This is a genomic window from Massilia soli (assembly GCF_016809835.1).
GTDB lineage: Bacteria > Pseudomonadota > Gammaproteobacteria > Burkholderiales > Burkholderiaceae_D > Telluria_A > Telluria_A soli.
In genome coordinates this window covers 96,406-121,209 of sequence record NZ_JAFBIL020000009.1, presented here as the reverse complement: position 1 = coordinate 121,209, position 24,804 = coordinate 96,406, and the positions used below count along the sequence as shown (strand labels likewise).

The 24,804-nt window shown below is 67.0% G+C and carries 20 protein-coding genes; 13 read left to right on the top strand and 7 right to left on the bottom strand.

Translation table 11 applies throughout. The features are described from left to right. Positions 1–26 precede the first annotated feature (26 nt). The 3 genes from I4X03_RS20965 to prsT all read left to right on the top strand — a co-directional run bounded on the left by I4X03_RS20965 (position 27) and on the right by prsT (position 5,434). Positions 27–1,178 carry a DUF444 family protein gene (locus I4X03_RS20965; protein ID WP_223470312.1) on the top strand — a complete coding sequence of 384 codons (1,152 nt, stop codon included), beginning with the start codon at positions 27–29 and terminating at the stop codon, positions 1,176–1,178. Continuing rightward, positions 1,175–2,560 carry a SpoVR family protein gene (locus I4X03_RS20960; RefSeq protein ID WP_223470310.1) on the top strand — a complete coding sequence of 462 codons (1,386 nt, stop codon included), beginning with the start codon at positions 1,175–1,177 and terminating at the stop codon, positions 2,558–2,560. Before I4X03_RS20965 ends, I4X03_RS20960 begins: the two co-directional genes overlap by 4 nt. 96 nt (positions 2,561–2,656) lie before the next feature. After that, complete coding sequence (gene prsT, locus I4X03_RS20955) at positions 2,657–5,434, top strand: XrtA/PEP-CTERM system TPR-repeat protein PrsT (protein ID WP_223470298.1); 2,778 nt, start codon at positions 2,657–2,659, stop codon at positions 5,432–5,434. A 35-nt stretch (positions 5,435–5,469) separates the two neighbouring features. On the opposite strand, the gene I4X03_RS20950 is transcribed toward prsT, so the two are convergent. Continuing rightward, positions 5,470–7,140, bottom strand: a complete 1,671-nt coding sequence (locus I4X03_RS20950) for an FAD-binding oxidoreductase (RefSeq protein ID WP_223470296.1) — start codon at positions 7,138–7,140, stop codon at positions 5,470–5,472. Between the two features lie 11 nt (positions 7,141–7,151). Continuing rightward, entirely contained in the window at positions 7,152–7,895 is a 744-nt protein-coding gene (locus I4X03_RS20945) for an N-acyl amino acid synthase FeeM domain-containing protein (RefSeq protein WP_223470294.1), read from the bottom strand. Between the two features lie 307 nt (positions 7,896–8,202). On the opposite strand from I4X03_RS20945, the gene I4X03_RS20940 reads away from it, so the two are divergent. The 6 genes from I4X03_RS20940 to I4X03_RS20915 all read left to right on the top strand — a co-directional run bounded on the left by I4X03_RS20940 (position 8,203) and on the right by I4X03_RS20915 (position 15,021). Further along, entirely contained in the window at positions 8,203–9,153 is a 951-nt protein-coding gene (locus I4X03_RS20940; RefSeq protein WP_223470292.1) for an EDSAP-1 family PEP-CTERM protein, read from the top strand. A 299-nt stretch (positions 9,154–9,452) separates the two neighbouring features. Then, positions 9,453–10,979 carry an XrtA system polysaccharide chain length determinant gene (locus tag I4X03_RS20935; RefSeq protein ID WP_223470290.1) on the top strand — a complete coding sequence of 509 codons (1,527 nt, stop codon included), beginning with the start codon at positions 9,453–9,455 and terminating at the stop codon, positions 10,977–10,979. Between the two features lie 24 nt (positions 10,980–11,003). Beyond that, on the top strand, positions 11,004–11,798 hold the full coding sequence (locus tag I4X03_RS20930) for an XrtA-associated tyrosine autokinase (RefSeq protein WP_223470288.1): 795 nt from the start codon (positions 11,004–11,006) through the stop codon (positions 11,796–11,798). Next, positions 11,782–12,726: an XrtA system polysaccharide deacetylase gene (locus I4X03_RS20925; RefSeq protein WP_223470286.1), complete on the top strand. Its 945-nt coding sequence runs from the start codon at positions 11,782–11,784 to the stop codon at positions 12,724–12,726. Before I4X03_RS20930 ends, I4X03_RS20925 begins: the two co-directional genes overlap by 17 nt. After that, positions 12,723–13,907 carry a TIGR03088 family PEP-CTERM/XrtA system glycosyltransferase gene (locus tag I4X03_RS20920; RefSeq protein ID WP_223470284.1) on the top strand — a complete coding sequence of 395 codons (1,185 nt, stop codon included), beginning with the start codon at positions 12,723–12,725 and terminating at the stop codon, positions 13,905–13,907. Before I4X03_RS20925 ends, I4X03_RS20920 begins: the two co-directional genes overlap by 4 nt. A gap of 13 nt (positions 13,908–13,920) precedes the next feature. Then, positions 13,921–15,021: a glycosyltransferase family 4 protein gene (locus tag I4X03_RS20915; protein ID WP_223470282.1), complete on the top strand. Its 1,101-nt coding sequence runs from the start codon at positions 13,921–13,923 to the stop codon at positions 15,019–15,021. On the opposite strand, the gene I4X03_RS20910 is transcribed toward I4X03_RS20915, so the two are convergent. Then, complete coding sequence (locus I4X03_RS20910; protein ID WP_223470280.1) at positions 14,976–16,100, bottom strand: glycosyltransferase; 1,125 nt, start codon at positions 16,098–16,100, stop codon at positions 14,976–14,978. The two genes, I4X03_RS20915 and I4X03_RS20910, sit on opposite strands and share 46 nt — an antisense overlap. 180 nt (positions 16,101–16,280) lie before the next feature. Here I4X03_RS20910 and I4X03_RS20905 point away from each other — a divergent pair, with 180 nt between their 5' ends. Then, positions 16,281–17,177 carry a polysaccharide deacetylase family protein gene (locus I4X03_RS20905; RefSeq protein ID WP_223470278.1) on the top strand — a complete coding sequence of 299 codons (897 nt, stop codon included), beginning with the start codon at positions 16,281–16,283 and terminating at the stop codon, positions 17,175–17,177. Here the strand turns inward: I4X03_RS20905 and I4X03_RS20900 are convergent. Beyond that, entirely contained in the window at positions 17,161–17,961 is an 801-nt protein-coding gene (locus tag I4X03_RS20900) for a class I SAM-dependent methyltransferase (protein ID WP_223470276.1), read from the bottom strand. The two genes, I4X03_RS20905 and I4X03_RS20900, sit on opposite strands and share 17 nt — an antisense overlap. Further along, positions 17,958–19,535 (bottom strand): acyl-CoA ligase (AMP-forming), exosortase A system-associated, encoded by a 1,578-nt coding sequence (locus tag I4X03_RS20895; RefSeq protein ID WP_223470274.1) that lies wholly within the window; start codon positions 19,533–19,535, stop codon positions 17,958–17,960. The genes I4X03_RS20900 and I4X03_RS20895 overlap by 4 nt, the downstream gene beginning before the upstream one ends. A 216-nt stretch (positions 19,536–19,751) precedes the next feature. Between I4X03_RS20895 and I4X03_RS20890 the strand changes: the two genes are divergently transcribed. From I4X03_RS20890 to I4X03_RS20880, 3 genes are read left to right on the top strand one after another with little or no spacing between them, the layout of a single operon-like run. Next, positions 19,752–20,597, top strand: coding sequence for a hydrolase 2, exosortase A system-associated (locus I4X03_RS20890; RefSeq protein WP_223470272.1), 846 nt, complete (start codon positions 19,752–19,754; stop codon positions 20,595–20,597). After that, positions 20,594–21,394, top strand: a complete 801-nt coding sequence (locus I4X03_RS20885; protein ID WP_223470246.1) for a hydrolase 1, exosortase A system-associated — start codon at positions 20,594–20,596, stop codon at positions 21,392–21,394. Before I4X03_RS20890 ends, I4X03_RS20885 begins: the two co-directional genes overlap by 4 nt. 16 nt (positions 21,395–21,410) lie before the next feature. Continuing rightward, complete coding sequence (locus I4X03_RS20880) at positions 21,411–22,007, top strand: ABC transporter permease (RefSeq protein WP_223470244.1); 597 nt, start codon at positions 21,411–21,413, stop codon at positions 22,005–22,007. Here the strand turns inward: I4X03_RS20880 and prsR are convergent. Further along, positions 22,004–23,362: a PEP-CTERM-box response regulator transcription factor gene (prsR, locus tag I4X03_RS20875; RefSeq protein WP_223470242.1), complete on the bottom strand. Its 1,359-nt coding sequence runs from the start codon at positions 23,360–23,362 to the stop codon at positions 22,004–22,006. The genes I4X03_RS20880 and prsR overlap by 4 nt on opposite strands. Positions 23,363–23,395: 33 nt before the next feature. Continuing rightward, positions 23,396–24,754, bottom strand: coding sequence for a TIGR03013 family XrtA/PEP-CTERM system glycosyltransferase (locus tag I4X03_RS20870; RefSeq protein WP_223470240.1), 1,359 nt, complete (start codon positions 24,752–24,754; stop codon positions 23,396–23,398). Positions 24,755–24,804 lie beyond the last annotated feature (50 nt).

Sequence of the window (24,804 nt, the reverse complement as noted above, 5' to 3'; positions counted from 1 at the left end):
TTCTCGGGAGGTGGACGGTGGCGGCAATGATCAACACGGCGTGGTACGACCTGTTCTCGCGCGGCGCGCGCGACTGGCTGCGCCACAACGACAAGGTGCGCGACGCCGTCCAGCAGCACCTGCCGGACCTGATCGCGGGCCCCGACCTGATCACCGGGCCGCAGGAGCGTACCGTGCAGGTGCCGGTGCGCTTGCTGGAGCATGCGCGCTTCAAGCTGGCCGACGGACGCAGCCAGAGCGGCGCCGGCCAGGGCGAAGGCCAGCCGGGCGACGTCCTGCAGCACAGCCAGCCCGGGCCGGGCAGCGGCGATGACGGCGGTGGCGGCCAGGATGACGGCGAGCTCAAGCTGCTGCTCGAGTTCTCGATCGACGACGTCATGGACTGGGTGTGGGAAGAACTCAAGCTGCCCGAGCTCAAGCCCAAGCCATCGGCCAAAATCGATGAGCTTGAGCTGGTGCGCGAAGGTTGGGACAAGCGCGGCGCGCGCTCGCGCCTCGACCGCCGCCGCACCATCAAGGAAGCGATCAAACGGCGCGCGGTGCAGGCAGACCCGGTGCCGTTCACCAATGACGACCTGCGCTTCCGCCAGATCGTCACGCGTGCGAAGCCGAGCACCAGCGCCGTGATCCTGTTTGTCATCGACGTGTCGGCGAGCATGACCCAGCTCGAGCGCAAGCTGGCCAAATCATTTTTCTTTTTCGCGCTGCAGGGCATCCGGCGCAAGTACGCCAAGGTGGAAACGCGCTTCATCGCCCACACCACCCACGCGTGGGAGTTTTCCGAAAGCGACTTCTTCCAGGTCAGCGGCACCGGCGGCACCATCGCGTCGAGTGCCTTCAAGCTGGCGCTGGAGCTTGCGCGCAACGACTATTCGGCGGCGCAGCACAACGTCTATCTGTTCTATGCGTCCGATGGCGAGAACTTCACCGAAGACCGCGCCGCCGCCACCGAGGCGCTCACCGAACTTGGCAAGGTGCTCAACTACATCGGCTATGTCGAGACGCTGCCGGGCATACCACGCTCGCTGGACACCGAAATGCGCCGCCTGTGCAACGAGCTCGAACGGCGCGGCGTGCCGATCAGCAGCAGCGCCTTGTCCAGCCCGGACGATGTCTGGCGCGCGCTGCGCAAGTTCTTCACCCAGGAAACCGGCGAAGGCAAGGAGGCATTCGCATGACGAGCACCCAGCAGCAGCTGGCCGACTACGGCGCCCGGATCGAGGCGCTGGCAGTCGAACTTGGCCTCGATTTCTACCCAGTCAATTTCGACCTGGTCCCGGCCAGCTTCATGGTCGAGATCGCCGTCTATGGCTTGCCGGTACGGATGCGCCACTGGTCGTTCGGGGTGCGTTACATCCACCAGCTGGTGCGCCAGCACATGGGGCACTCGCGCATTTTCGAGGTGATGTTCCCCGGCGACCCATGCCACGCTTTCATGCAGGAGCAGAACTCGCTGGCCGAGAACACGCTGGTGACGGCGCATGTGCTCGGCCACGCCGACTTCGCCAAGAACAACCAGCTGTTCGCGCGGTTCATGTCGATGGCCGGCGGTCACATCCTGGAGCAAAGCGCCGCCCGTGCCCATCGCCTCGAACTGGCGCTGCAGGCCCACGGGCAGGAGCGGGTCGAAGCGGTGCTCGACGCGGCGCTGGCCCTGGAAACCCATATCGACGTCGACCAGCCGCTGCACCGCCCGCGTTATCCGGAGTTTATCGCCCCGCGCGAGGAACCCGTGGCCGACCGGTTCCGCGACCGCTTCGCGCGCTTGCCGGGCGAGGCGGCCGCCGTGGCGGCCAGCGGGCCGCTGCAGCGGGCGCCGCTGCCCCCACGGCCCGAGACCGACCTGCTGTGGTTCATCGCCAACTATGCGCCGGACATGGACAACTGGGAGCGCGACATCTTCCTGGCTGTACGCGAAGAGGCCTATTACTTCCACCCGATCTTCGCCTGCCAGATCATGAACGAAGGCTGGGCGTCTTACTGGCATGCCCGGCTGCTGCGGGAAGCCACGTTCCTGCCGCATGACCTCTACCTTGCCGCGATCAAGTCGCATTCGGACGTCGTGCGCCCGTTCGCCAGCGACCAGCAGCTGGCCCTGTCGCTCAACCCCTACCACCTGGGCTTCTCGCTGTGGGAACACATCATCGGCAAGCATGGCCTCGAGAAGGCGCGCCAGATCTGCCGCGAGGAAGACGATTTTGGCTTCATCCGCAACTATCTTGACGAGGAAATTGCCGACAAACTTGACTTGTTCGTCTACGAAGCCCGCCGCGATGGCGACACGCGCGTGACCAGCCGCGACATTCATGCCATTCGCGAGGCAATCCTGGCGCCGAAATACAATTACGGCTCACCTTCTGTCACCGTGTCCAAGGTCGGGCCCGATGGCAGCCTCGACCTGCGCCATGACTATCTTCACGACGGCCGCGGCCTTGAGCTGGCGCAGGCGGAGCGCGTCATGGAATACGTCGCGCGCGTCTGGCGCAAGCCGGTTTCGCTGCACACGGTCGACTTTCGCGGTGTGGTGCGTGTCTTGCCCGGCAAAAAGCCGATCGGCTGAGCCGCACGCCGCTTCGATGGCATGTCATTGATTGCGCGCAAGAAGTTGCTATGTGGACTCACTACCCTAGTCAGGAGAACCTGACCGGAGTACGCCATGTCCCAGCAGAAGCAACCCTTGTGGTCCCGATCCGTTGCCGCCGCGCTTGCCGTTTCCCTTGGCATAGCTGCCGCGGGATGCGGCAGCGAAAAGGACGCCGGCCCGCTGATAGCGGAAGCGCGCAAGTTCCGCGACCAGGGCGAGACCCGCGCCGCCGTCATTCAGCTCAAGAACGTGCTCCAGCAGGACGGCAGCAACAGCGCGGCGCGCATTTTGCTGGGCGAGGTCTATATCGAGGATGGCGACGCGGTATCGGCCGAGAAAGAGTTGCGCCGCGCGCTGACGCTGGGCGGCGACGCCGGACAAATCGCGCCGCTGCTCGGCAAGGCGATGCTGATGCAGGGCCAGTATGAGGCGCTGCTGGGCGAGATCCAGCCGGCGGCAAGCGCGGCGCGGCGCCCCCTGGTCCTTGCCTTGCGCGGCAACGCCCTGCTCGGCCTCGGCAAGCCCGGCGCCGCGCGCGAGGCCTTCGCCGAGGCGCTCAAGGACGACCCGAAGTCGCCCGACGCGCTGCTCGGCATGGCGCGCCTGTCCCTTGGCGAGAAAGATGCGGCGCAGGCAAGCGCCTACCTCGACCAGGCGCTCAAGGCCAGCCCGGCCAATCTCGACGCCCTGCGCCTGCGCGGCGACATGCAGCGCGCGGCCGGCCGGCCGAACGAGGCGATGGCGGCCTACCGCGCCATCCTTGCCCTGCGTCCCGCCAACCTGCAGGCGCTGGTCGATATCAGCAACCTGCAGATCGACAAGGGCGAATTGAAGGAGGCGCGCGCCACCATCGCCAGCGCGCGCAAGGCAGCGCCGGGCGCAGTGGCGGTGTTTCACTCGCTGGCGATGCTCGATTATCGTGAAGGCAAGCACAAGGCGGCACTCGAATCGGTACAGAAGATCCTGCGCGAGATCCCGGACCACATGCCGAGCGTGCTCCTGTCCGGTGCGATCCAGTCGGCCCTGGGCAACACGCAGCAAGCCGAGGCGCACCTGCACAAGTTCCTCGAGTCGTATCCGCGCCATGCCTACGCCTCCAAGCTGCTGGCGGCAGTCCACCTGCGCAACAATGCGCCCGATGATGCCATGGCCCTGCTGCGTCCCCTGATGCTCGCCCAGCCGCAGGATGTCGAATTGCTCTCGCTGGCCGGCGAAGCGAGCCTGCGCGGGCGCCGCTTCACCCAGGCCGCCGAATTCTTCGAGAAGGCCGCCGCCCTGCGTCCCGCGGCGCCAGGCCTGCATACCGGCGTGGCGCTGAGCCGCCTCGGCAACGGCGACAATGGCCGCGCGGTTGCCGAACTCGAGCGTGCTACCGCGCTCGACAGCGGCAACGACCGCGCCGGCCTGCTGCTGGCGATGAGCTACCTGCGCGCCAACGCCCCCGACAAGGCGATGGCGACCGTTCAGCGCATGGAGAGCCAGGCCAGCAACCCACTGGTGCAAAACCTCAAGGGTGGCATCTACCTCGCCAAGCACGACCTGGCGTCGGCCCGCGCCAGCTTCGACGCCGCCCTCAAGCTTGACCCGTCGTACCTGCCCGCACTGGACAACCTGGCGCAACTCGATACCCTCGAAGGAAGGCGCGCGGACGCCCGCGAGCGCTATCTGAAGGCGCTGGCGCGCACGCCGGGCGATGCCGCCGTGATGGAGTCGCTGGGCCGGCTGGCGGCCGCCGAAGGCAAGCAGGCCGAGGTGATGACATGGCTCGAGCGGGCCAACGCAGCGAGCCCGGACAACCTGCGGGTTGCACTGCGCCTGGTGGACCTCTACGCGCGCGCCGGCGCACAGCAAAAGGCGCTCATGCTTGTCCAGAAACTGGAGGCCAGCCACCCCGCCAATGCCGATGTGCTGGTGATGCGGGCCCAGGTGTCGTACCTGAACAGCGACTTCGCCGCGGCTGCCGAATACTACGCCCGGCTGATCGCGCTGGCGCCGCGCAACGCGGCCTTGCACGCGCGCCACGCCAGCGTTCAGGTGAAGCTGAACGACCAGGCAGGGGCGCTGGCGTCGCTGAACAAGGCGCTGGCCCTCGACCCGGACCTCGCCGACGCCCAGGTCAACCTGCTGAACCTGCTGATCGGCCAAAAGAAATTCACCGAGGCGCTGGCCCTGGCCCGCTCGGTGCACCAGCGGCGCCCGGAGTCGGCACGCGGCCACAAGCTCGAGGGCGACGTGTATAGCGCGCAGCACAAGTATGCCGAAGCCATCAAGTCCTACGAACGCGCGTTTGACCTCCAGCAAAACGGTGCGCTGCTGATCCAGCTGCATGGTGCCTTGATCAAGAACAACCGCAGCGCCGAAGCGCACGCGCGGATGGCGGAATGGTTCCGCAAGCGCCCCGACGACATCCCTACCCGGCTGTATTACGCCAGCAGCATGGTGGTCGCGAAGAATTACGAGGCCGCCGTCGGCCACCTGCATGCGGTCCTCAAGCGCGACCCGGACAATGTCATCGCACTCAACGACCTGGCCTGGGCGTACCAGCGCATGAACCGCAAGGAAGCGCTGCATCACGCCGAACGCGCCCACAAGCTTGCGCCGAACAGCCCGGCCATCATGGATACGCTGGGCTGGATCTATCTTGAAACGGGCAACATTGGCCGCGCGCTGCCGCTGCTGCAGAAAGCCAGCGCGCTGGCGCCCGGCGCGGCCGAAATCCGCTACCACTACGGCATGGTGCTGGCCAAATCGGGCGACAAGGCCGCCGCCCGCCGCGAACTGGAACGCGCCCTCGCCGCCAAGGACTTCACCCGCCGCGACGAAGCCCGCGCGCTGCTGGCCACGCTCTGAAAGCGCAGGCCAGGGGCGCCTCGCGTCGGCATTTTTTACAGCCGTGAAGGCTCGTAGCGCCCCGGCGAAATCAGGCCATCGGGATCGAGCGCCGCCTTGATCTGCCGGACCGTGGCCCAGAACACGTCCGAGTTCGGGTCGAGCTCGGCCATCGACTGGTTGCCGACGCGGTAAGGGACATACCCGGCGGCCATGCACAGGTCGAACACCGCCTTGTAGCAGGCCTTGGCGCGCGCCACCTCTTGCTCGTCCTCCTTGTCGTAGGCAATCGTGATCACGCCGCCCAGCGCGCGCTCATTGATCATGCTGAAGGTCACGAACAGGTCGAAGCGAGATTCTTTGAAGATCGGTTCGACCATGCCGTGCAGTTCCAGCAGGTCGGCGCCGCGCATCGGCAAGACCGGCGACACCCACAGCAGGCCGCAATGATCGGCCGCCGGATTGGCCTGGCTGGGAAACCCCGAGGGCAGACCGCCGCGCCGCCGCCAGTAGGCGCCAGCCAGGAACCGCCCGTTCGGCACGCCGCGGTTCATGGCGAACAGCGACACGCCCAGGTCGACCTTGGCCTGCAGGCGCTTGCCGGCGGCGCTGGCGCCGAGCACCCGCGCCAGCATCGCGCCGAGCCGCAATTTGCGCTCGGTCAGGATCGTGGTCGTGGCAGCGGTCGGCGCCAACGCGCGCTTGAGCGCATGCCGCGCCGCGGCCACCTGGCGTTCGGTGCCGTACATGGCGCCCGAGACTGTCCAGGCGCCCACGCCGGCGCCTTCGCGCATCGCCGCGCGCAATGGTTCCGGCAGCGGCAAGGCATCGGCTGCCCGTTCGCGCGGATAGACGGCGCCGCCCGAGATGACGCGCAGGTCGTTGCCAATATGGATGATGCTGCGAAGCGTGCCGTTCATGCGCAGTGGCCGTAGCGCATCCACCACCGGCGCGATATCCTCATGCCGGTCGACAGTGCAAAAGAAGTGGTTGATGCAGTCGGACTTGGGCATCAGCCAGATGCCGATGCGCGTCACGATGCCGAAGTTGGACTGGGTAAACAGGCCGTCGAGGAACGGCCCGACGCCGTACGGGAACAGGTGCGTCGCCTTGGCGTTCGGATAATGGCCGAAGCCGGTTTCAAGCACTTCGCCCGACGCCAGCACCACCTGCATGCCCGCCACATGCTGCAGCCGGTTGCCGTACGGCGAGTGGCCAAACCCCCGCTCCAGGATATTTCCCATGAAGCTGGTATCCGGCCCCGCCCCCGTGCAGTCGATCCAGAAATCAAGTTTGTGCTCGATCAGGTAGTCGGACAATTGCTTTTGCGTCACGCCCGGTTCGATGACGGCGTAGGCCAGGGTGGGATCGACGCTGATGATGCGGTTCATGCGCGACAGCTCGACGATCACCTGCCCGCCGCTGACCGGGCAAGCGTCGCCGTAGCCCCAGTTCTTGCCGGTGCTAAGCGGGTACAGCGGCGTTTTATGGCGCCGCGCGACTTTCACCAGTTCGGCGACCTGGCCGGCGCTGGAAGGCGTGACGACCGCCAGCGCGCGGGTGCTGCGCGAGGCGGTGCTGCGCGCGTAGCGTTCGAGGGTGATATCGTCGTCGCGCACCTGCTCGAAGCCGACCACGTCGCGCAGCGCGCGCAGCAGCAGCGAACGGCGCTCGGCCGCGGCGCCTGTCTCCCTTGTCTCCTGTGCTGGTTGTTCCGTGACTGTCATGGCGGTCTCCATTAATTTCGTCCGTTCATCAGGCGCGCGGTAATGCCGGGCTCGTCCCATTGCGGGAAGAAATAGGGATAGAACGAGCGCTCCTCGCCATGCGCTTCCATCAGGCCGCCCCAGCGCCGGATCTGTTCGCCCATATGGGCCAGGTCAAGGCGCAGCAGCACGGCCGGCGCGCCGACCCGCGTGCACGGGCGCTCGCCGCCGAAATCGCGGAAGCCCAGCATACGCTTGTAGAACATGACGTGGCGCGGATTGACTTCGATGACGTAGTCGGTGAAGCCGTGGATATTGTGCGAGTAAATGTACGAGATGTGGATCAGCGAGGCGAACACGCGCTTGGTCACGCCCTTGTCGATGGCCAGCCGCGACGGTTCGCACAGGCGCCGCCCCTGGGTGCGCAATTCGTCGAGCTTGTCGCGGAAGTTTTCATCGGCCGGCAAGCTGATATCGCGGTCGAGGCACAGGCTCATGGTGCCGACCACCATGCCGCCGGTCTCCGCGTACAGCGTGATCTTGTTCGGCTCGGCATCGTGTTCCGGCTCGACCGCGTAGCCGCGCCAGCCGTACATTTTGCGGATCAACAGGCTGGCCGCTTCGCGCCGGCCTGCCGAGTTGGCAAGACGTATATGAAATACCTGGACATCGAGCGGATGGTCGAGGCGTTCGTCCGTTCCTTGTTCGCCGATACACAGGTCGCGCAGCCCGGTTGGACAGGCGAAAGTCGCAATCGGCAGCTCATCTTTAAGCATAGTTGATCATCCTCCACAGGAACCGTCGCCACCGATTGCCGGGGCGAACGAAAAGTTGTGCCTGTCTGACATGCTCATCAATAAGATAGTTCCCGCGAACTGAACAGTACTAGCGCAAATTCAATCCTCAAAGCAGCGTCGGGATTTTTTCCAGCACCGGTATGGCTCAGTTGCCAAGTCCAGGACGGTGATGTCAAGTGGTTGATTTTGTTGGGGAAATTGGCTTGGCACGGAAGCTGCATTAGCTAAGGCAAGGCGGCAAGGTGTCGTCCCAGAAATCCAGTTTCATCCCCAACAGGAGAGTGACATGAAGATCGTACGCAAAACCATGCTGCTGACGGCCATGGCCGCCAGCATCGCCATCGGTGGGATGGGCAGCGCGCGAGCCGATGCGTTTGCCCAGTCCATCCTCGTCATCGATAACTTCCGCTTGCTGCATTCGTCCGGTACGCCTTACAGCGTGACCGACTTTGGCATGCTGACCGGAACCAACGATGCACACGCAACCGCTTCGCTCAATGGCGTGTTTGCCAACGGCGCACAGTCGTTCGGCATTTTGAGCGGCGTCAACCCGGACGTCGCGCACCAGACGGTGGGCAATCCGAATCCAGCCCTGCCGGAAAACAATTTCACCCCGTTCAGCAGCGCGCCCCCGGTGCCCGGCACCTTCGGCTACGCCGACCAGAACCTGAGCGGCAGTTCGATTACCATCGGCGCCATGCCTGCCGGCGCAACGGCAGCAACCCGCGCCGATGCGTCGCTGGCGGTCAACGGTGTCGCATCGGGCAACTCCGATGTCGGAACTTCTACCACCTTCAGCTTCACCCTCGGCGCCGCCGACTCGATGACGATCGCATTCAACGCCACCCCCTTCACCCAGGCGTACGTGTCGGCCGATGGTTCCCCCACCACCAACGCCAATGCGCGGCTATCGTGGAGCATCAACATTGTTGACATGACCACCGGCATGACGGTGTTCGCCTACGCTCCAAACGAGCTCAACGCGTTTAGCAATGTCAGCCGTACCGACGGCTTCCCCGGCACCACGACCTACAACCCTGGTACCGGTTCGTTCAGCGCGACCACCGGCATGCTGAGCATCGCCAGCACCTACCAGATCACGATCCAGCACAACACGCTGGCCAACGCCCTGCAGGACACGCAGGCCGTACCGGAGCCGGCCACCCTGGCGATCTTCGGTATCGGCTTGCTGGGAATGACGGCGTTCGGCCGCCGCCGCAAGCAGGCAGTGGAATAATTCGTGGCCGGGCAGTCATGGTCACGCCAGGGCCTTCAGACCTGCTTGCCAAGCGGTTTGGGCCTGCTGGGGATGTAGGCGCCAAGCCGCCGCAGGGGCTCTGATGCCGCGTTGCTGGAACGCGCATTTGCCGGTCGGCCGCGCAGCTGACCGGCCCCATTTTTTCCCGTCTCGACATTTTTGATGCGAATCAACGGCGGCAGAGGTAGCCGATTTTGGTTGCCCACACGCCATATAATCGGACACATGTGCGGAGCGAGGCATGCGCTTCTGGTCGCACGACTACGGAGGTCGACAGAATGGAGGACTTCATCAGCCAGCTGCTGTCGAGCATTCGGGGCATCTGGAAATATCGCTGGCATGCCGTCGCGGTCGCCTGGCTGGTCGCCATGGGCGGCTGGATCAAGGCCTACTCGATGCCCGACGAATACCAGACTACCGCGCGCGTGTTTGTCGATACCCAGACCATCCTCAAGCCGCTGCTGTCGAACATGACCAGCGTGCCGAACGTCGAGCAGCAGGTGGCCATCATGAGCCGCACGCTGCTGAGCCGCCCAAATGTCGAACGGGTCATGCGCATGGTCGACCTGGACGTGCGCGCCACTACCGCGCGCGAGCACGAGAAGCAGGTCGAGCAGCTGATGTCGAAGATTAAGATCACCGGGACGGCGGCCTACGACATCTATGCGATCAGCTATCAGGACAACAATCCGAAGCTGGTGCGCGACGTGGTGCAGTCGCTGCTGACGATTTTCGTCGAAGGCAGCTTCAAGGGCAAGCGCGGCGACTCGCAAAAGGCGGTCCAGTTCATCGACGAGCAAATCAAGAACTATGAAGACCGCCTGATCGCCGCCGAGAACATGGTCAAGGAATTCAAGCTGCGCAACAGCACCCTGCTGCCGCGCCAGGGCGTCGACTACGGCGCCCAGCTGGCGATCGCCGCCGATCACCTGAGCGCGGCCAGGCTGGAACTGCTCGAAGCCGAACAGGCCCGCGCCGCCATCAAGGCCCAGGTCACGGGCGACGCGCTGTTGCTGAGCATCGAGCAGCGTCCGGCCGCGCTGCCCAATCCTGAAATCGACACCCGCATCGCGGCCATCAACAAGAGCCTCGATGCGCTGCGCCTGCAGTACACCGAGCAGCATCCGGACATCCTGTCGGCGCGCCGCTTGCTGGCCCAGCTCGAAGCGCGCAAGGTCGAAGACAACAAGCTCAAGATGAGCGATGGCGACGCGGGCAGGAACTACAGCCCCATGCTGCAGCAACTGAAGGTCGCGCTGACCGAAGCCGACGCGCGGGTGGCGGCGATGACTGCGCGCGTCAACGAATACACGGTGCGCCACGCCCGCCTGCTCGCGCAGAGCAATGCGGTGCCGGAAGTCGAATCGCAGCTGGCGCAGCTGAACCGCGACTACGAGATCAACAAGGACAATTATGAAAAGCTGATCGGGCGGCGCGAAGCGGCCAAGCTGTCGGGCGATTTGTCATCGACGACCGAGATGATGTCCTTCAAGATCATCGACCCGCCCACCATGCCGATCGCCCCCATCGGCCCGAACCGCCTGCTGTTCTACAGCATCGCCTTCCTGGCGGCGCTGGTCGCCGGCCCCGGCGTGGCGCTCCTGATCAGCCAGAGCCGCCCGGCCTTCCTCGGCCCTGGCGTCATGCGCGAGATCACCGGGCTGCCGGTGCTGGGTACGGTGTCGATGAACTGGACCGAGGCCGAAACGATCAAGCGGCGCCGCGGCCAGTACCTGTTCGCCACCGCGATTGCCGGGCTGGCGGCGATGTACGGAGCCATGATCGCCTCCGCTCTCCTGAAATAGCTGACGCGCCAACGAGGGACTGACATGCACACTCCAGACACGCACGAGCATGAACACGAACGCGGCGCGCTGTTGGCCGAGCCGGAGCACGGCCACGATCCGCGCCGCTACGTCGACATCAACCTGGCGCGCCTGCACCAGATGGGCATGGTGACGCATGATGGCGGCCGCACCAGCGCCGCCGAGGACTTCCGCATCATCAAGCGCCCGCTGCTGCGCAATGCGCTGCACGCCGCCAGCGGAACCGCCAACCGCAACCTGATCGTCGTCACCAGCGCGCTGCCGGGCGAAGGCAAGACTTATTGCGCGATCAACCTGGCCATGAGCATCGCCATGGAAAAGGACCACACCGTGCTGCTGGTGGACGCCGACGTGGCCCGCCCCTCGGTGCTCAAGGTGCTGGGACTGGGGGCGGCGCCGGGCTTGATGGATATCCTGCTGAGCGAGAAACTGGGCGTGGCCGACGTCATCCTGAAGACCAATATCGACACCCTCAGCCTGCTGCCGGCAGGCCGCAACAACAAGCATGCGACCGAGCTGCTGGCCAGCCAGACCATGAGCGCGCTGCTGGTCGAAATCAGCAACCGCTACCCCGACCGGATCGTCATCTTCGACTCGCCGCCGCTGCTCCTTACCACCGAGGCCAGCGTGCTGGCAGCGCAGATGGGGCAGGTGGTGATGGTCATCGAGGCCGAAGCGACCACCCAGGGCACCGTCAAGGAGGCCCTGCGCCGGCTCGACCACTGCCCGCACATCAGCCTTATCTGCAACAAGGCGCGGTCCTTCCCCGGGGGTGACTACTATGGTTACTACGACTGACAGCATCCGCAATGCGATGACGGTCGACGTCGAGGACTACTTCCACGCCGGCGCCGTCGCTGGGCTCGCGCCGCACGGCGCCTGGCCTGGCATGCCGAGCCGGATCGAACGCAACATCGACACCGTGCTGGCCCTGCTCGACCAGCACCAGGTGCGCGCCACCTTTTTCATCCTCGGCTGGATCGCGCGCCGCCATCCGGCGATGGTGCGGGCGATCGGCGCGGCCGGCCACGAAATCGCCAGCCGCGGCTATGCGAACGACAAGGCGTCGAGCCAGACGCGCGTGCAGTTCCGCCGCGACATCCTGCGCAGCAAAGGCGTGCTGGAAGACCTGTGCGGCGCCGCAGTCCTTGGCTACCGCGCGCCAGCCTGCTCGATCGGCCCGCAACATCGCTGGGCGCTCGACACGCTCTACCACAGCGGCTACCGCTACAGTTCCAGCAGCTATCCGCTGCTGCGCCGGCGGCCCGCCGACGCGCCGCGATTCGCCTGTTTCCCGGCCGGCCCATCCGGCATCCTCGAGCTGCCGCTGTCGACCGCGCGCGTATTCGGTTGCAACCTTCCCGCCGGCGGCGGCAGCGGATTCCGCCTGCTGCCTTATGCGCTCTCGCGCGCACTGCTGCGCCACGTGAACCGCACCGAGGGCCAGCCCGCCGTGTTCGGCTTCAGCGCATGGGAACTCGATCCCGGCCAGCCGCGCATTCCCGGCATGCCACTGGCGGCGCGGCTCGGCCATTACGCCAACCTCGGCCGCACCGAAGCGCGCCTGCTCGCGCTGGCCGGCCAATTTCGCTGGGGCAGCATCGACGACGTGTTCCCGTTGCTGCCTGGCGCTGCCCCACCTGTTTTCCGAAGCCAGCCGCGGCCGCGCTGGCACGGCTTCACGCGTAGTGAAGCGGCCGTCCAAACCGTGCGGAGCCGATCATGACAGTGTCTTTTGAACAGCCAAGGCTGGTAGTTCACCTGATTCACCAGCTCGATGCTGGCGGATTCGAAAATGGCCTCATCAACCTGATCAAGCACATGCCGGCGGACCGCTACCGCCATGCGATCGTCTGCCTGAAGGACTATTCGGACTTCGAGTCGCAGCTGCACACGCGCGGCGTCGAGATCATCAGCCTGAACAAGCGCGAAGGCAAGGACTTCGGCCACTACCTGCGCATGTTCAAGGCGCTGCGCGCGCTGCAGCCGGACCTGATCCACACCCGCAACCTGTGCGGCCTCGAGGGCCAGCTGGTCGCCGCGCTGGCAGGCGTCAAGCTGCGCGTGCACGGCGAGCATGGACGCGACATGTTCGACCTGTACGGCAAGCGACTCAAGTACCAGCTGCTGCGCCGGGTTCTGCGGCCGCTGATCGGCCATTTCATCGCCGTCAGCGCCGATCTCGAACACTGGCTGATCGACAGCGTCGGCGCCGAACCGGAGCGCGTCTCGCAGATCGCCAATGGCGTCGACAGCATCCAGTTCCATCCGCGCCTGGGACCGCCCGCGGCCATCGGCCCGGCCGGCTTCATGCAGGAGAACGCTTTCGTCATCGGCAGTGTCGGGCGCATGGTCGACGTCAAGAACCACGTGACGCTGGTCGACGCGTTCCTGCGCCTGATCGCCTCGCCGCACCCGGCCCACCAGCGCCTGCGCCTGCTGATCGTCGGCGATGGTCCCGCGCGCGCCGAATGCATGGACATGCTGACCCGCGCCGGCGCCTCGCACCGGGCCTGGCTGCCCGGCGAGCGCGGCGATATCGCGCAGCTGATGCGGGCGATGGACCTGTTCGTGCTGCCGTCGCTGGCCGAAGGCAGCTCCAACACGATCCTCGAGGCCATGGCCACCGGCCTGCCGGTCGTCGCCACCGCGGTCGGCGGCAACACCGAACTGGTACGCCCCGGCTTTACCGGCATACTGGTGCCGCCCCAGTCGCCCGACCTGATGGCCGCCGCGATCGCCGATTACTGCCGGATTCCCGAGATGGGCGCGCGCCACGGCATGCGCGCGCGCAGCCAGGTCATCGCCCAGCACAGCCTGCCCGCGATGGCGCAAGGCTATATGGCGGTCTACGATTCGCTGACCCAGCCGCCGCCCTGCCCGCACGCCCTCGCCAACCGCGCCTGAACCGGACCGGCACATGCGCATCCTGCACGTGCTCGATCATTCGGTCCCGGTCCACAGCGCCTATTCGCATCGCACGCTGTCGCTGCTGCGGCAGCAGCGTGCGCTCGGATGGCACACGATCCAGCTGACCGGCCCGGCCCAGGGCAAGGTCGAGACCGAGGACCGCAACCGCGACGGCTGGCACTTCATCCGTACCGCGCCGGGGCCGGACTGGCTGCCGCCGATACTGCTGGTGCGGCGCATCGTCCGCCGCCTGCGCCACGCGATCCGGCTGTCGCGCCCCGACATCCTGCATGCGCACCCGCCGGCGATCAATGCGCTCGCGGCCCTGTGGGCCGGCTGGCGCAGCGATGTGCCGGTGCTGGCTGAGATCCACGGCGCCAGCAGGACCATCCTGGACGGCTACGTCGCCCGCCTCGCCGCGGCGGTGGTCACCGACAGCCTGGCGCTGCGCGCCGCCCTGCTGGCGCGCGGGGTCGCGCCGCAGCGCGTCGACACCATCGCCCCTGCGACCGACCTGCCGCGCCCGCCAGGGAGCGCCTGGCCGGACTACCTGCCCGGCCGCGGCGGACCGCTGATCGCCTGCGTCGGGCCGCTCGACGAGCAATTGGTGACCGCGGCGATGGCGCCGCTGCTGCGCGCGCACCCGGCGTTGCGGCTGGTGGTGGCGGGCGCTGGACCGGCCCAGGGACACCTGCTGAACTTCGCCGCCGGCCACGGCGCAGCGGTACTATTCCCGGGCCAGCTCGAACCGGACGACCTGGCCGCCATCTACGCGGCGGCGGACCTGGTGCTGTTCGCCGCGCCGCCGACCCGCTCGATGGCGGCGGCGCGCAAGCCGCTCGAAGCGATGGCGCATGGGACGCTGGTGCTGGCCTCGGACATCGCGCCGCATCGCGAACTGATCGACCACGGACGCAACGGCGTGCTGTTCGAAGCAGGAAGCGTCGATGGCCTGGTGGACGCTGTCGATGCGCTGCTGTCCGAGCCCGCTTGCATGCAGCCGCTGCGCGAACGCGCGCGCCAGTTCGCGGCAGTCGAGCGTAGCTGGGAAGCGGCCGCGCGCAGTTACGGGCCGGTGTACAGGCGGCTGCTCGAGGGCGTCTCGCGCTGAACCAGGCCGGCGCCTGGCGCACCGCGCGGCCTGGCCCTGACCACCTCGACATAGCAGCGCGCGATGCGTTCGGCGATCCGGTCCCAGGTCAGCTCGCTGACCAGCGAGCGCACCGCCGCGCGCTTCGGCGGTTCCTCGATCAGGCCGAGCACCGCGCGCTTGATGCCGCTCGTGTCCCCGGGCGCGACGGTGCGGATCGCGAAGCCGGCGTTGGCGATGGTCAGGTCGCTGCCCGAACTGTTCACCACCGGCGTGCCGGCGGCCAGAGCTTCCAGCGCGGGCATCGGCTGGACCTCGGTCTGGCCCGGCAGCGCAAACACCGCCGCCGCCGCGAACGCGCTGGCCAGCAGCTGATCGTCATGGCGCAGCTTGCCCAGGCAGGTCACGCCGCGCACCTGGCGAACCTGCGCCAGGTAATCCTGGTCGCGTTCCTGGGCTTCGCCTACCAGAACGAACGGCAGCGCCATCTCCGACAGCGCGTGCGCCATGCCCAGCTGGTCCTTGTGCGGCGCGATCGCGCCGACCATCAGCACGAACGGCCCCTCGATGCCGGTGCGGGCGCGGAAGTATGCGCCGTCGGCATTGAAGAACTGGGGCGATATCCCGTTCGGGAACACCCGCACGCGCGCCGCCGGCACCAGGAAGGCCTCGCCAATGGCGCGCTTTTCCGCTTCGCCCAGCGCGACGATCAGGGTGGCGACCTGCAGCGCGCGGCGCGTTTGCGCGTAGCTGGTTTCGACATTCCACGCGGTGAGGTTGCCGAGCAGGCGGTCGGCGACGCGGGCGCGGGTGCCGCTGGAGCGGTTCCAGCCCGGCGAAATGAGCGGCGACAGCACCACTGGCACGCCAAGCTCGGTCGCCACTTCGACGATCCGGTGGTTGCCGTGGACGGCGGCAAAGACGTGGATCAGGTCATACGCATCGAACCTGCCGCGGCACGGATCGACCAGCTCCACCGAGAGCGCCTCGCCGTCGATGCCGTGCAGCCGGTTCAGCGAACGGATGGTCTCGCGGATCTGGATCTGCAAGCTGCCCTCGCGCTGGAACAGCATCGGGTACGACAAAATGCCGATACGCATAGATATCTCCACGTGGAAAGGGTTTGCGGCATGAGCAGGCTCAACAGATGTGCTGCGCGCCCGGTCTATATTCGATGCACCTGTTTCAATTCAGTGTAGTGGCCGGCTTCGCTGAAACGTTGACAGACATCAACGGACCGGGCGCCGCCCGCCTTCCCTTCACCAGTCCGGACTCGCTCCATGCAAGTACCGCTTTCGATCCTGATTTACCGCCGCGTCCTCGCCAGGCCCGACCCGCTGTTCCCGGAGCAGCTCGACGCCCGGCATTTCGAACAGCAGCTCAAGGTGCTCGCGCGCTGGTTCCGCCTGATGCCGCTCGGTGACGCGGTGCGCCGCCTGCGCGATCGCTCGCTGCCGCCGCGCGCCGCCTGCATCGCGTTCGAGAACGGCTACGCCGACAATGCTTCGGTGGCGCTGCCGATCCTGCAGCGTCACCGGGTGCCGGCCACGTTTTTCGTCGCCAGCGGCTTTCTCGACGGCGGCTGCATGTGGAAGGACGCGGTGATCGATGTGGTGCGCAGCGCCACCGGCGACCGCCTGAACCTGACGTCGAGCGGCTTCGCAACTTATGACCTGGGCTGTCCGGTGCGGCGGCGCGCGGTGATCGACATGCTGGTCGACACGCTGGGCCGGCTGCCGCACGGTGAACGCCTTGAACGCATCCGCAGCATGGCGCGCAGCTTCGTGCCGACCATGATGACCTCCGACGAGGTGCTGGCCCTGCACCGCTCCGGCATGGAAATCGGCGCCCAGACCGTCAGCCACCCGGTGCTCACCTCGATTTCCAACGCCGATGCGCGCGCCGAGATCGCCAACGGACGCGCCAGGCTGCAGGAGATTATCCAGGCGCCGGTGCGCCTGTTTGCCTACCCGAGCGGCAAGCCCGGACAGGACTTCGAGCTGCGCCACGTCGACATGCTGCGCAGCCAGGGCTTCGACGCGGCCGTCACCAGCGCGGGCGGCGCGGCGCGCCACGATACCGACCCGATGCTGCTGCCGCGCCTGACGCCGCCCGACCGTGGCGCCCGTGGCTTGCTGCTGCGCATGGCGTGCAACCTGGTCAGGGCGCCGGCTTGATCGCCATCAGCGTGGTGCTGGGAGTGGCCACATGCGCGCAGAAGCGCAGCGGCGGCAACGCCAGCACCAGCCGCAGCGCTGCCCTCGCCGCAGGGCTGCCCTGGGCGCTCGCTTCGAGCATGTCGAAGCGGTCGATGCTGCGCAAGCCGTGGCGCGCCAGGTGGTTGCGCAGCCCGTACCAGGTGAACCAGTTGATGGCCGGCTGCAGCGCGTAGCAGGCGAGGTCCGGACGGCTGGTGCAGGCCAGGTCTTCGTAATGGCGCTTCACAAACCCCGGATACCACGAGTACAGCGGCAGGTCGAACTCGTCCTGCACCGGGCACAGCATGTTGCTGGTGCTCAGGTAGAGCGCGCCGCCCGGTTTCAGGATGCGCACAAATTCGGCCAGGCAGCCGCGCCAGTCGGCCACGTGCTCGATCAATTCGGGGACGATGCACAGATCCATCGAGCGGTCCGGCCAGGGCAACGCGGTGGCCGAGGCGACTTCGTAGCTGATCTCGAGCCCGGCCTCGCGCGCCCGCTTGCGCGCCAGCGCGATCAGCGCCTTGTTGATATCGGCGCCATAGACCTGGTGGCCGCGCGCGGCCCACAGCCGGCATTGGACGCCGGCGCCGCAGCCGACGTCGGCCACCTGCATCGGCGCGCCGTGGCGCCCGGTCTTGCGCGCCAGCGTCGCGGCGATCACGGCCAGGCGCTGCTGCGCAGCCTCGCGCGCGCCGCGCTCCTCGAACAGATACGGCGCGCCGTCGTCGCGGCGGCTGCGCCAGCCCGGCTCCGCGCTCACGGAACAACCTCGGCAAACAGGTGCGCCAGTTCGTTCGCCAGCATGCGCCGGTCGACCTTGCCGTTGAGGTTGCGCGGCAACGGACCGGGGCGCAGCTCGACCAGCGCCGGCTGCATGTACGGCGGCAGCCGCAGCTTGCAGGCCGCCAGCAGCGCGGCCGAATCGGGCACGCCTTCGGCATTCGGGGTGGCCACCACCGCGATCGCCTGCCCCAGCACCGGATGGGCCACGCCCAGCGCGACCGCTTCGCCGACCATGCCGGTCGCATACAGCACGTCCTCGATCTCGGTCGGGCTGACGCGGTAGCCGGACGTCTTGATCATGTCGTCGGTGCGGCAGATGAAGTAGAGGTAGCCCTCGTCGTCCATGCGCACCGTGTCGCCGGACCACACCACGGCGTCGGCGCGCGGCTGGCCCGGGCAAGGCGGCAGCGGACGAAAGCGCGCCGCGGTCTGCACCGGGTCGTTCCAGTAGCCGAGCGACACCAGCGGCCCGCGATGCACCAGTTCACCCGGTTCGCCCGGCTTGCAGGCCCGGCCTTCAGGATCGAGCACCAGCACTTCGGCGTTCGGTATCGCCTTGCCGATCGAGTCGGGCCGGCTGTCGACCTGTTCCGGGGCCAGGTAGGTGGAGCGGAACGCTTCGGTGAGGCCGTACATCAGGTAGATGCGGGTGCGCGGCAAGGCTTCACGCAGCGTCGCCAGCGTGGGCCGCGGCATGCAGCCGCCCGAACTGGTGATGTAGCGCAGCGGGTGGCGCCCGCGCCAGTCGAGATTGGCCAGCTGGATCCACAAGGTCGGCACCGCCGCCAGCCCGGTGATGCGCTCGCGGTCGATCATCTCCGGGATGTCGCGCGTGAGCACATGGTTCATCAACACCACCGCCGCACCGCTGGCGAATGCCGTGGTCAGCTGGCTCATGCCGTAGTCGAAGCTGAGCGGGAGCACCGCCAGGATGCGGTCGGCCGGACTGTTGCCGAGGTAGCGCGCCACACTGTACGCGCCGGCCACCAGGTTACGGTGCGACAGCACCACGCCCTTGGGCGGACCGCTGCTGCCCGAGGTGTACATCAGGGCGGCCATGTCGGTCTCGATGGTCCGGTGCAGCGCGCCGCGATGGCCGTGGATCAGGCAGTCGCGCCAGGCGGTGACGGTCAGCCCGTCGATCGGCGCAGCGTCGCCATCGACGACGACGACGTGGCGCAGGTCCGGCAGCGCGCCGCCTGCGCCGGCCAGCCCGTCGAGCCGCGCCTGGCTGGTCACCAGCAGGCGCGCGTTACTGTCGCGCAGCAGGTGCGCCACCTGCGCCGGCTTGAGCAGCGGGTTGACCGGCACCAGCACCAGCCCTGCCGCGGCCGCCCCGAACATCGCCACCACCGCCTCGTGGCGCTTCTCGATGAAGATCGCGACGCGGTCGAAGCGTTCCAGCCCAAGGGCAGCAAAGCCATGCGCCGCCGCCTCGACGCGCTCGGCCAGCTGGCGGTAGGTCAGGCGCACCGCGCCGTCAATCAATGCTTCGGCGAGCGGCCGCTTGTCCGCGCTCTCGCCGATCAGTTCATGTATCAGTTCAGCCATGTCGTCTCCTGTCTGGGCGCCACCAACCCATCATTGTGAAAATCCGTCACCGGGTTATTGATAGAGGTCAACTTTTAGGCTGTCTGCGCGAGCTTGTGCGCACTCAAGATGAGCACGTTTTCGGGGGTGTCTAATGGATCAGGGGTAGAAGGCATGACAACGCTTTCCCTCATGCAATTAACAAGGAGACACCATGCCCACCGAGAGGCCAGAGCCATGAACGCCCCGCTGGTATCCACCCCGCGCGTGGAAGCGTTCTTCTTCGATGCCGAGCCCGGCACCCGATTCAGCCTGTATCACGCGCCCGATCCCAATCGCCGCGAACGCGGCGCCATCCTGTATGTGCATCCGTTCGCCGAAGAGCTCAACCGCACGCGCCGCATGGCGCTGCTGCAGGCGCGCCGCTTTGCCGCGCTGGGTTACGCGGTGTTCCAGATCGACCTGTTCGGCTGCGGCGACAGCTGCGGCGACTTCTCGGCGGCGCGCTGGGACATCTGGAAACGCGACCTCGACGTGGCGCTGTCCTGGCTGCGCCAGCGCAGCGCCGGCCCGGTGCAGCTGTGGGGCCTGCGCCTGGGCGGCCTGCTGGCCCTCGACTTCGCCTGCACCACGCCGGTCGACGGCATCATCCTGTGGCAGCCTTTCATGCAGGGCCGCAGCTGCGTCAACCATTTCCTGCGCGAGCAGCTGATCGCCCAGGGCGACAATCCGCCGCCCGGAGCGCCGCGCAGCACCGCCGCGCTGCGCGCCTACCTGGCCGCGCACGGCAGCATCGAGGTCGGCGGCTATGCGCTGGCGCGCGAGCTGGCGCAGGCAATCGACGCCTGCGACGCCGCCGCGATGGCGGTGCCGGCCTGCCCGATCCACTGGTTTGCCACCGGCGCGCCGGCGCCGACCCGCCTGGCCGCCAGCGCCGCGCGCCTGACCCGGCGCTGGGGCGAGCGCGGCGCCAGCGTCCACTTCCATCCGGTCGACGGGGTGCCGTTCTGGAACCCCATCGACGACGCCGAGTGTCCCGCGCTGCTCGACGCCACCAGTGCCGTATTCGGGGCCGAGCCATGAAATTCGACCAGCGCGCCCTGCGCTTTTGTTGTGGCGGCAGCTGCCTGGTCGGCATCATCGATGTGCCCGAGCGCCCGATCGCCCGCGGCCTGCTGGTCATCACCGACGCCGCCCAATACCGGGTCGGCGGCCACCGCCAGTTCGCGCTGCTGTCGCGTACCCTGGCCGGGCGCGGCATCCCGGTCATGCGCTTCGACCACCGCGGCTGCGGCGACAGCGAAGGCGCGCCGCGCCGCTGCGACACCCTCGACGACGACATCGGCGCCGCCATGAGCGAGTTCTTCATGCAGATGCCCGAGATGAAGGAAGTCGTCCTCTGGGGCCTGGGCGAGGCGGCCAGCGCCGCCGCGCTGTACGCGCACCTCGACGCGCGCGTGCGCGGCGTCATCTTGCTCAACCCGCGCATCGATGAACCCGAGCCCGAAGCCAGGCCGGCGCCACGCCAGTACTACCTTGGCCGGCTCGGCGAGCTCGGTTTCTGGAAGAAAGTCGCGACCGGCAATGTCGACTTCGCCGCCAGCGCCGCGGCGCTGCGCCAGCACCTGCGCGAGGCCGCCACCGACAACACGGTAGCACTGCCGCAGCGCGTGCTGGCCGGCTTATCCTGCTTCGACGGCCAGATGCTGGTCATCCTCGGCGGGGCCGACGATAGCGCGCGCCGGTTCGACCAGCTGATCGGCAAGCACGAGCTCAAATGCAGGCGGGTCGAGATCCCGCTCGCCAACCATACGTTCGCCAGCCGCGAATGGCGCGATGCGGTGGCCCAGGTCGCCGCGCACTGGATCGTCAGATGGTAGCGGCGCGAGGCACAGCATGATCGGCGCCATCCTGCTGCTCGCCGCGCTGGCCGCGCCTGGCTGCGGCGAAATCAAGCAGTACGCCGTCGGCGGCGACTACACCAATGCCAGCGACCGCCGCAACCTGGCGCTGGTCGAAGCGTTTCACTTCACGCCCGACATCGAAGCGCTCAAACGCTCGGCGGTCCGGCCCGGCGAGAACATCGCCACCACGCTCGAACACTATCCGAACCATCACCGCGCGCTGGCCGCGATGGCAAGGCTGGGACAGCGTGAACGCACCGCCAGGGTAATCGGCGCGCCATGGCCGGTCGACTGCTACTTTGAGCGCGCGGTGCGCTACCGCCCGGATGACGCCAAGGTGCGCGTCGTGTTCTCGAACCACCTGCTGGAAACCGGACGCGCCGACGCGGCGCTGGCGCAGATGCGCGAAGCGGTACGCATCGACGCGGCCGACCCGGCATCGCACTACAACCTGGGAATCCTGCTGGTGATGCGCGGCCAGTTCCACGAAGCCGAGCTGCACGCGCGCAAGGCTTACGAACGCGGCTTCCCGCTGCCGGCATTAAAGAACAAGCTGCTGGAAGCGGGCTACTGGAAGGCTGGCGACTAGGGCACTTGCGCCTTGACGCCGTGGTGGTGCATCAGGTCGTACAAGGTCGGCCGGCTGACGCCTAGCATGCTGGCCGCCCGGACAATATTGCCGTCCGAGCGCGCCAGCGCCATGACCATCACCTTGTATTCGGCCGCATCGCGCACTTCGCGCAGGTTGATCGCCGCCTCGTGGATCGGGCTTACCGGCAGGCCAAGGTCGTCGACGCCGATCTGCGGGCCGTCGGACATGATCACGGCGCGCTTGATGCAGTTTTCCAGCTCCCGCACGTTGCCGGGCCATTGGTACTCCTCGATTGCCGCCAGCGCTGCGTCGGCAAACGCCATCAGCGGCCGCCCCTCGGCTTGGCAGAAGCGGTTCCTGAAGTGATGCGCCAGCAAAGCCGGATCGCCGACGCGCTTGCGCAGCGGCGGGATCTCCAGCACGATCTGGCGCAGCCGGTACATCAGGTCCTCGCGGAAGCGGCCATCGCTGACCATGGTCGCCAGGTCCTGGTGGGTGGCGCACACGACCCTGACATCGATCGGTATCTCGCTGCGCCCGCCGATCCGCTCGATCACGCGCTCCTGCAGGAAGCGCAGCAGCTTGGCCTGCAACGACAGCGGCATGTCGCCGATCTCGTCGAGGAAGAAGGTGCCGCCGTTGGCCAGTTCAACCTTCCCCAGCGTTTGCTGTCCGGCGCCGGTAAACGCGCCTTTCTCGTGCCCGAACAATTCGCTTTCCAGCAGGTCGGCCGGAATCGCGGCGCAGTTGATCGCCACGAAGCGCCGCTCATGGCGCGCGCTGAGGCGATGCAGGCCGCGCGCCACCAGCTCCTTGCCGCTGCCGGACTCGCCCAGCAGCATCACCGTCGCCGACGACGATGCCACCTTTTCGACCCCGCGGCACAGCCTGAGCATGCCGGTATCGCGGGTCACGATGCCGGCCAGCGGCGACTCGGCTTCGATCTGCAGCATGCGCCGGTTCTCCTGCTGCATCTCATGCAGCTTGCATGCGCGCTTCAGCACCAGTGCCAGCGTCACAGGGCAAAAAGGCTTCTGCTGGAAATCGTAGGCGCCCAGCGACACCGCCTTGAGCGCGTTGGCGCGCTGCTGGTTCCCCGACAGGATGATCACCTTGGTGTCGGGCGCAAGCGCCAGGATCTGCTGCAGCGTCGCCAGGCCCTCGCTGGCGCCGTCGGGATCGGGCGGCAGGCCCAGATCGAGCGTCACCACCGGCGGCAGATGGCGCCGCAGCTGCGCCAGCGCCGTCTCGCGGTCGCCTGCGACCACCACCTCGTACTCGTCGAAATTCCAGCGCAGCTGTTTTTGCAGGCCTGCGTCGTCTTCGACCACCAGCAGCTTGGTCTTGCCCATCAGCGTCCTCCGTCAACATCAAGTGTCGCGTTCCTAGCGGCTGCCTTTGCCGAACAGGACCACCTGTACGGTATCGATCAGGATCAGCAGGTCGAGGAACAGGCTGTTGTTCTTCACGTAGTACAGGTCGTACTGAAGCTTTGCGATGGCGTCTTCCACCGAAGCGCCGTACTGGTAGCGCACCTGCGCCAGCCCGGTGATGCCCGGCTTGATGCTGTGCCTGACGCCGTAGTAGGCAATGTCGCGTTCCAGCTGGCGCACGAAGAAGTCGCGCTCCGGGCGCGGCCCGACGAAGCTCATCTCGCCGCGGAAGACGTTGAACATCTGCGGCAGCTCGTCGATGCGCAGCTTGCGGATGATGCGCCCGACTTTCGTGATGCGCGGATCGTCGTGCGCCGCCCAGATCGGATTCCCGTCCGGCTCCGCATCCTTGCGCATGCTGCGGAATTTCAGCACGCTGAATATCCGGCCGTCGAGCCCTACCCGCTCCTGGCGGTAGAACACCGGAGCGCCGTCTTCGAGCATGATCGCGGCGGCGGTCGCGAGCATCACCGGCAGCGACAGCGCGGTGATCAGGCCGCTGGCGGCAAGGTCGAACGCGCGCTTGGTGGCGGCGCGCACGAAGCTCTGGTCGAACCCGCCGCCGAAAATCAAGTAGCTCGGCTGGAGGGAATCGAGCCTGATCTGGCACGCTTCGCGCTCGAAGAAGGTGGCGGCGTCGATCACGCGCACGCCGCCCAGCGCGCATGCGAGCAGCTGGCGCACCGGGAAGGCGCTGCTGCGCCGGTTGGCGACGGTGACGACGATCTCGCTGGCTTCGTATTTGCGCGCCATCGCCAGCAACGATTCGCCGGCCGGCAGCAGCAGCGAGTCCGGCACGCAGTGTTCTTCGCCGTGGACCGGCACGCAGCCAATCACGTGAAACTGGTGGAAGCCGAATTTGTTGGTGGCCAGCTCAATGCATTCATGCGCCAGCGGGCCGCCGCCGACGAACAGCAGGCGTGCCTCCAGCAGCGCCGAGGCGGCCGATTTGAACACCACCAGCCGCGTGATCACCACGCCGGTGGCGCCGATCGCGAAAATCAGGATGCTGATGCCGCGCCCGAAGTACAGGTCGGGCCGCACGGCGATCAGTGCCGACAGCAGCGCAAAGCCAAGCCCGAACGACGGCATGATGCGGATCAGGGTGGTGCGCAGCCCTTCGCGCGAACTGTGCTGGTACATGCCCAGCGCGCTCATGCTGAAGATGATGACCAGGGCAAAGGTCAGCGACGACAAATACAGGTTGTCGGCGCGGAAGTGGCCGCGGCCATCGGAAAACCATAACGCTGACGCCACGCTGGCCGACGCCAGCAACATCAATAGCTCCAGGAACAGCAGGATGAATGCCATCTTGGAAACGTAGTGATTGAAGATCCGTATCACAGCTTCTCCCGGCAATG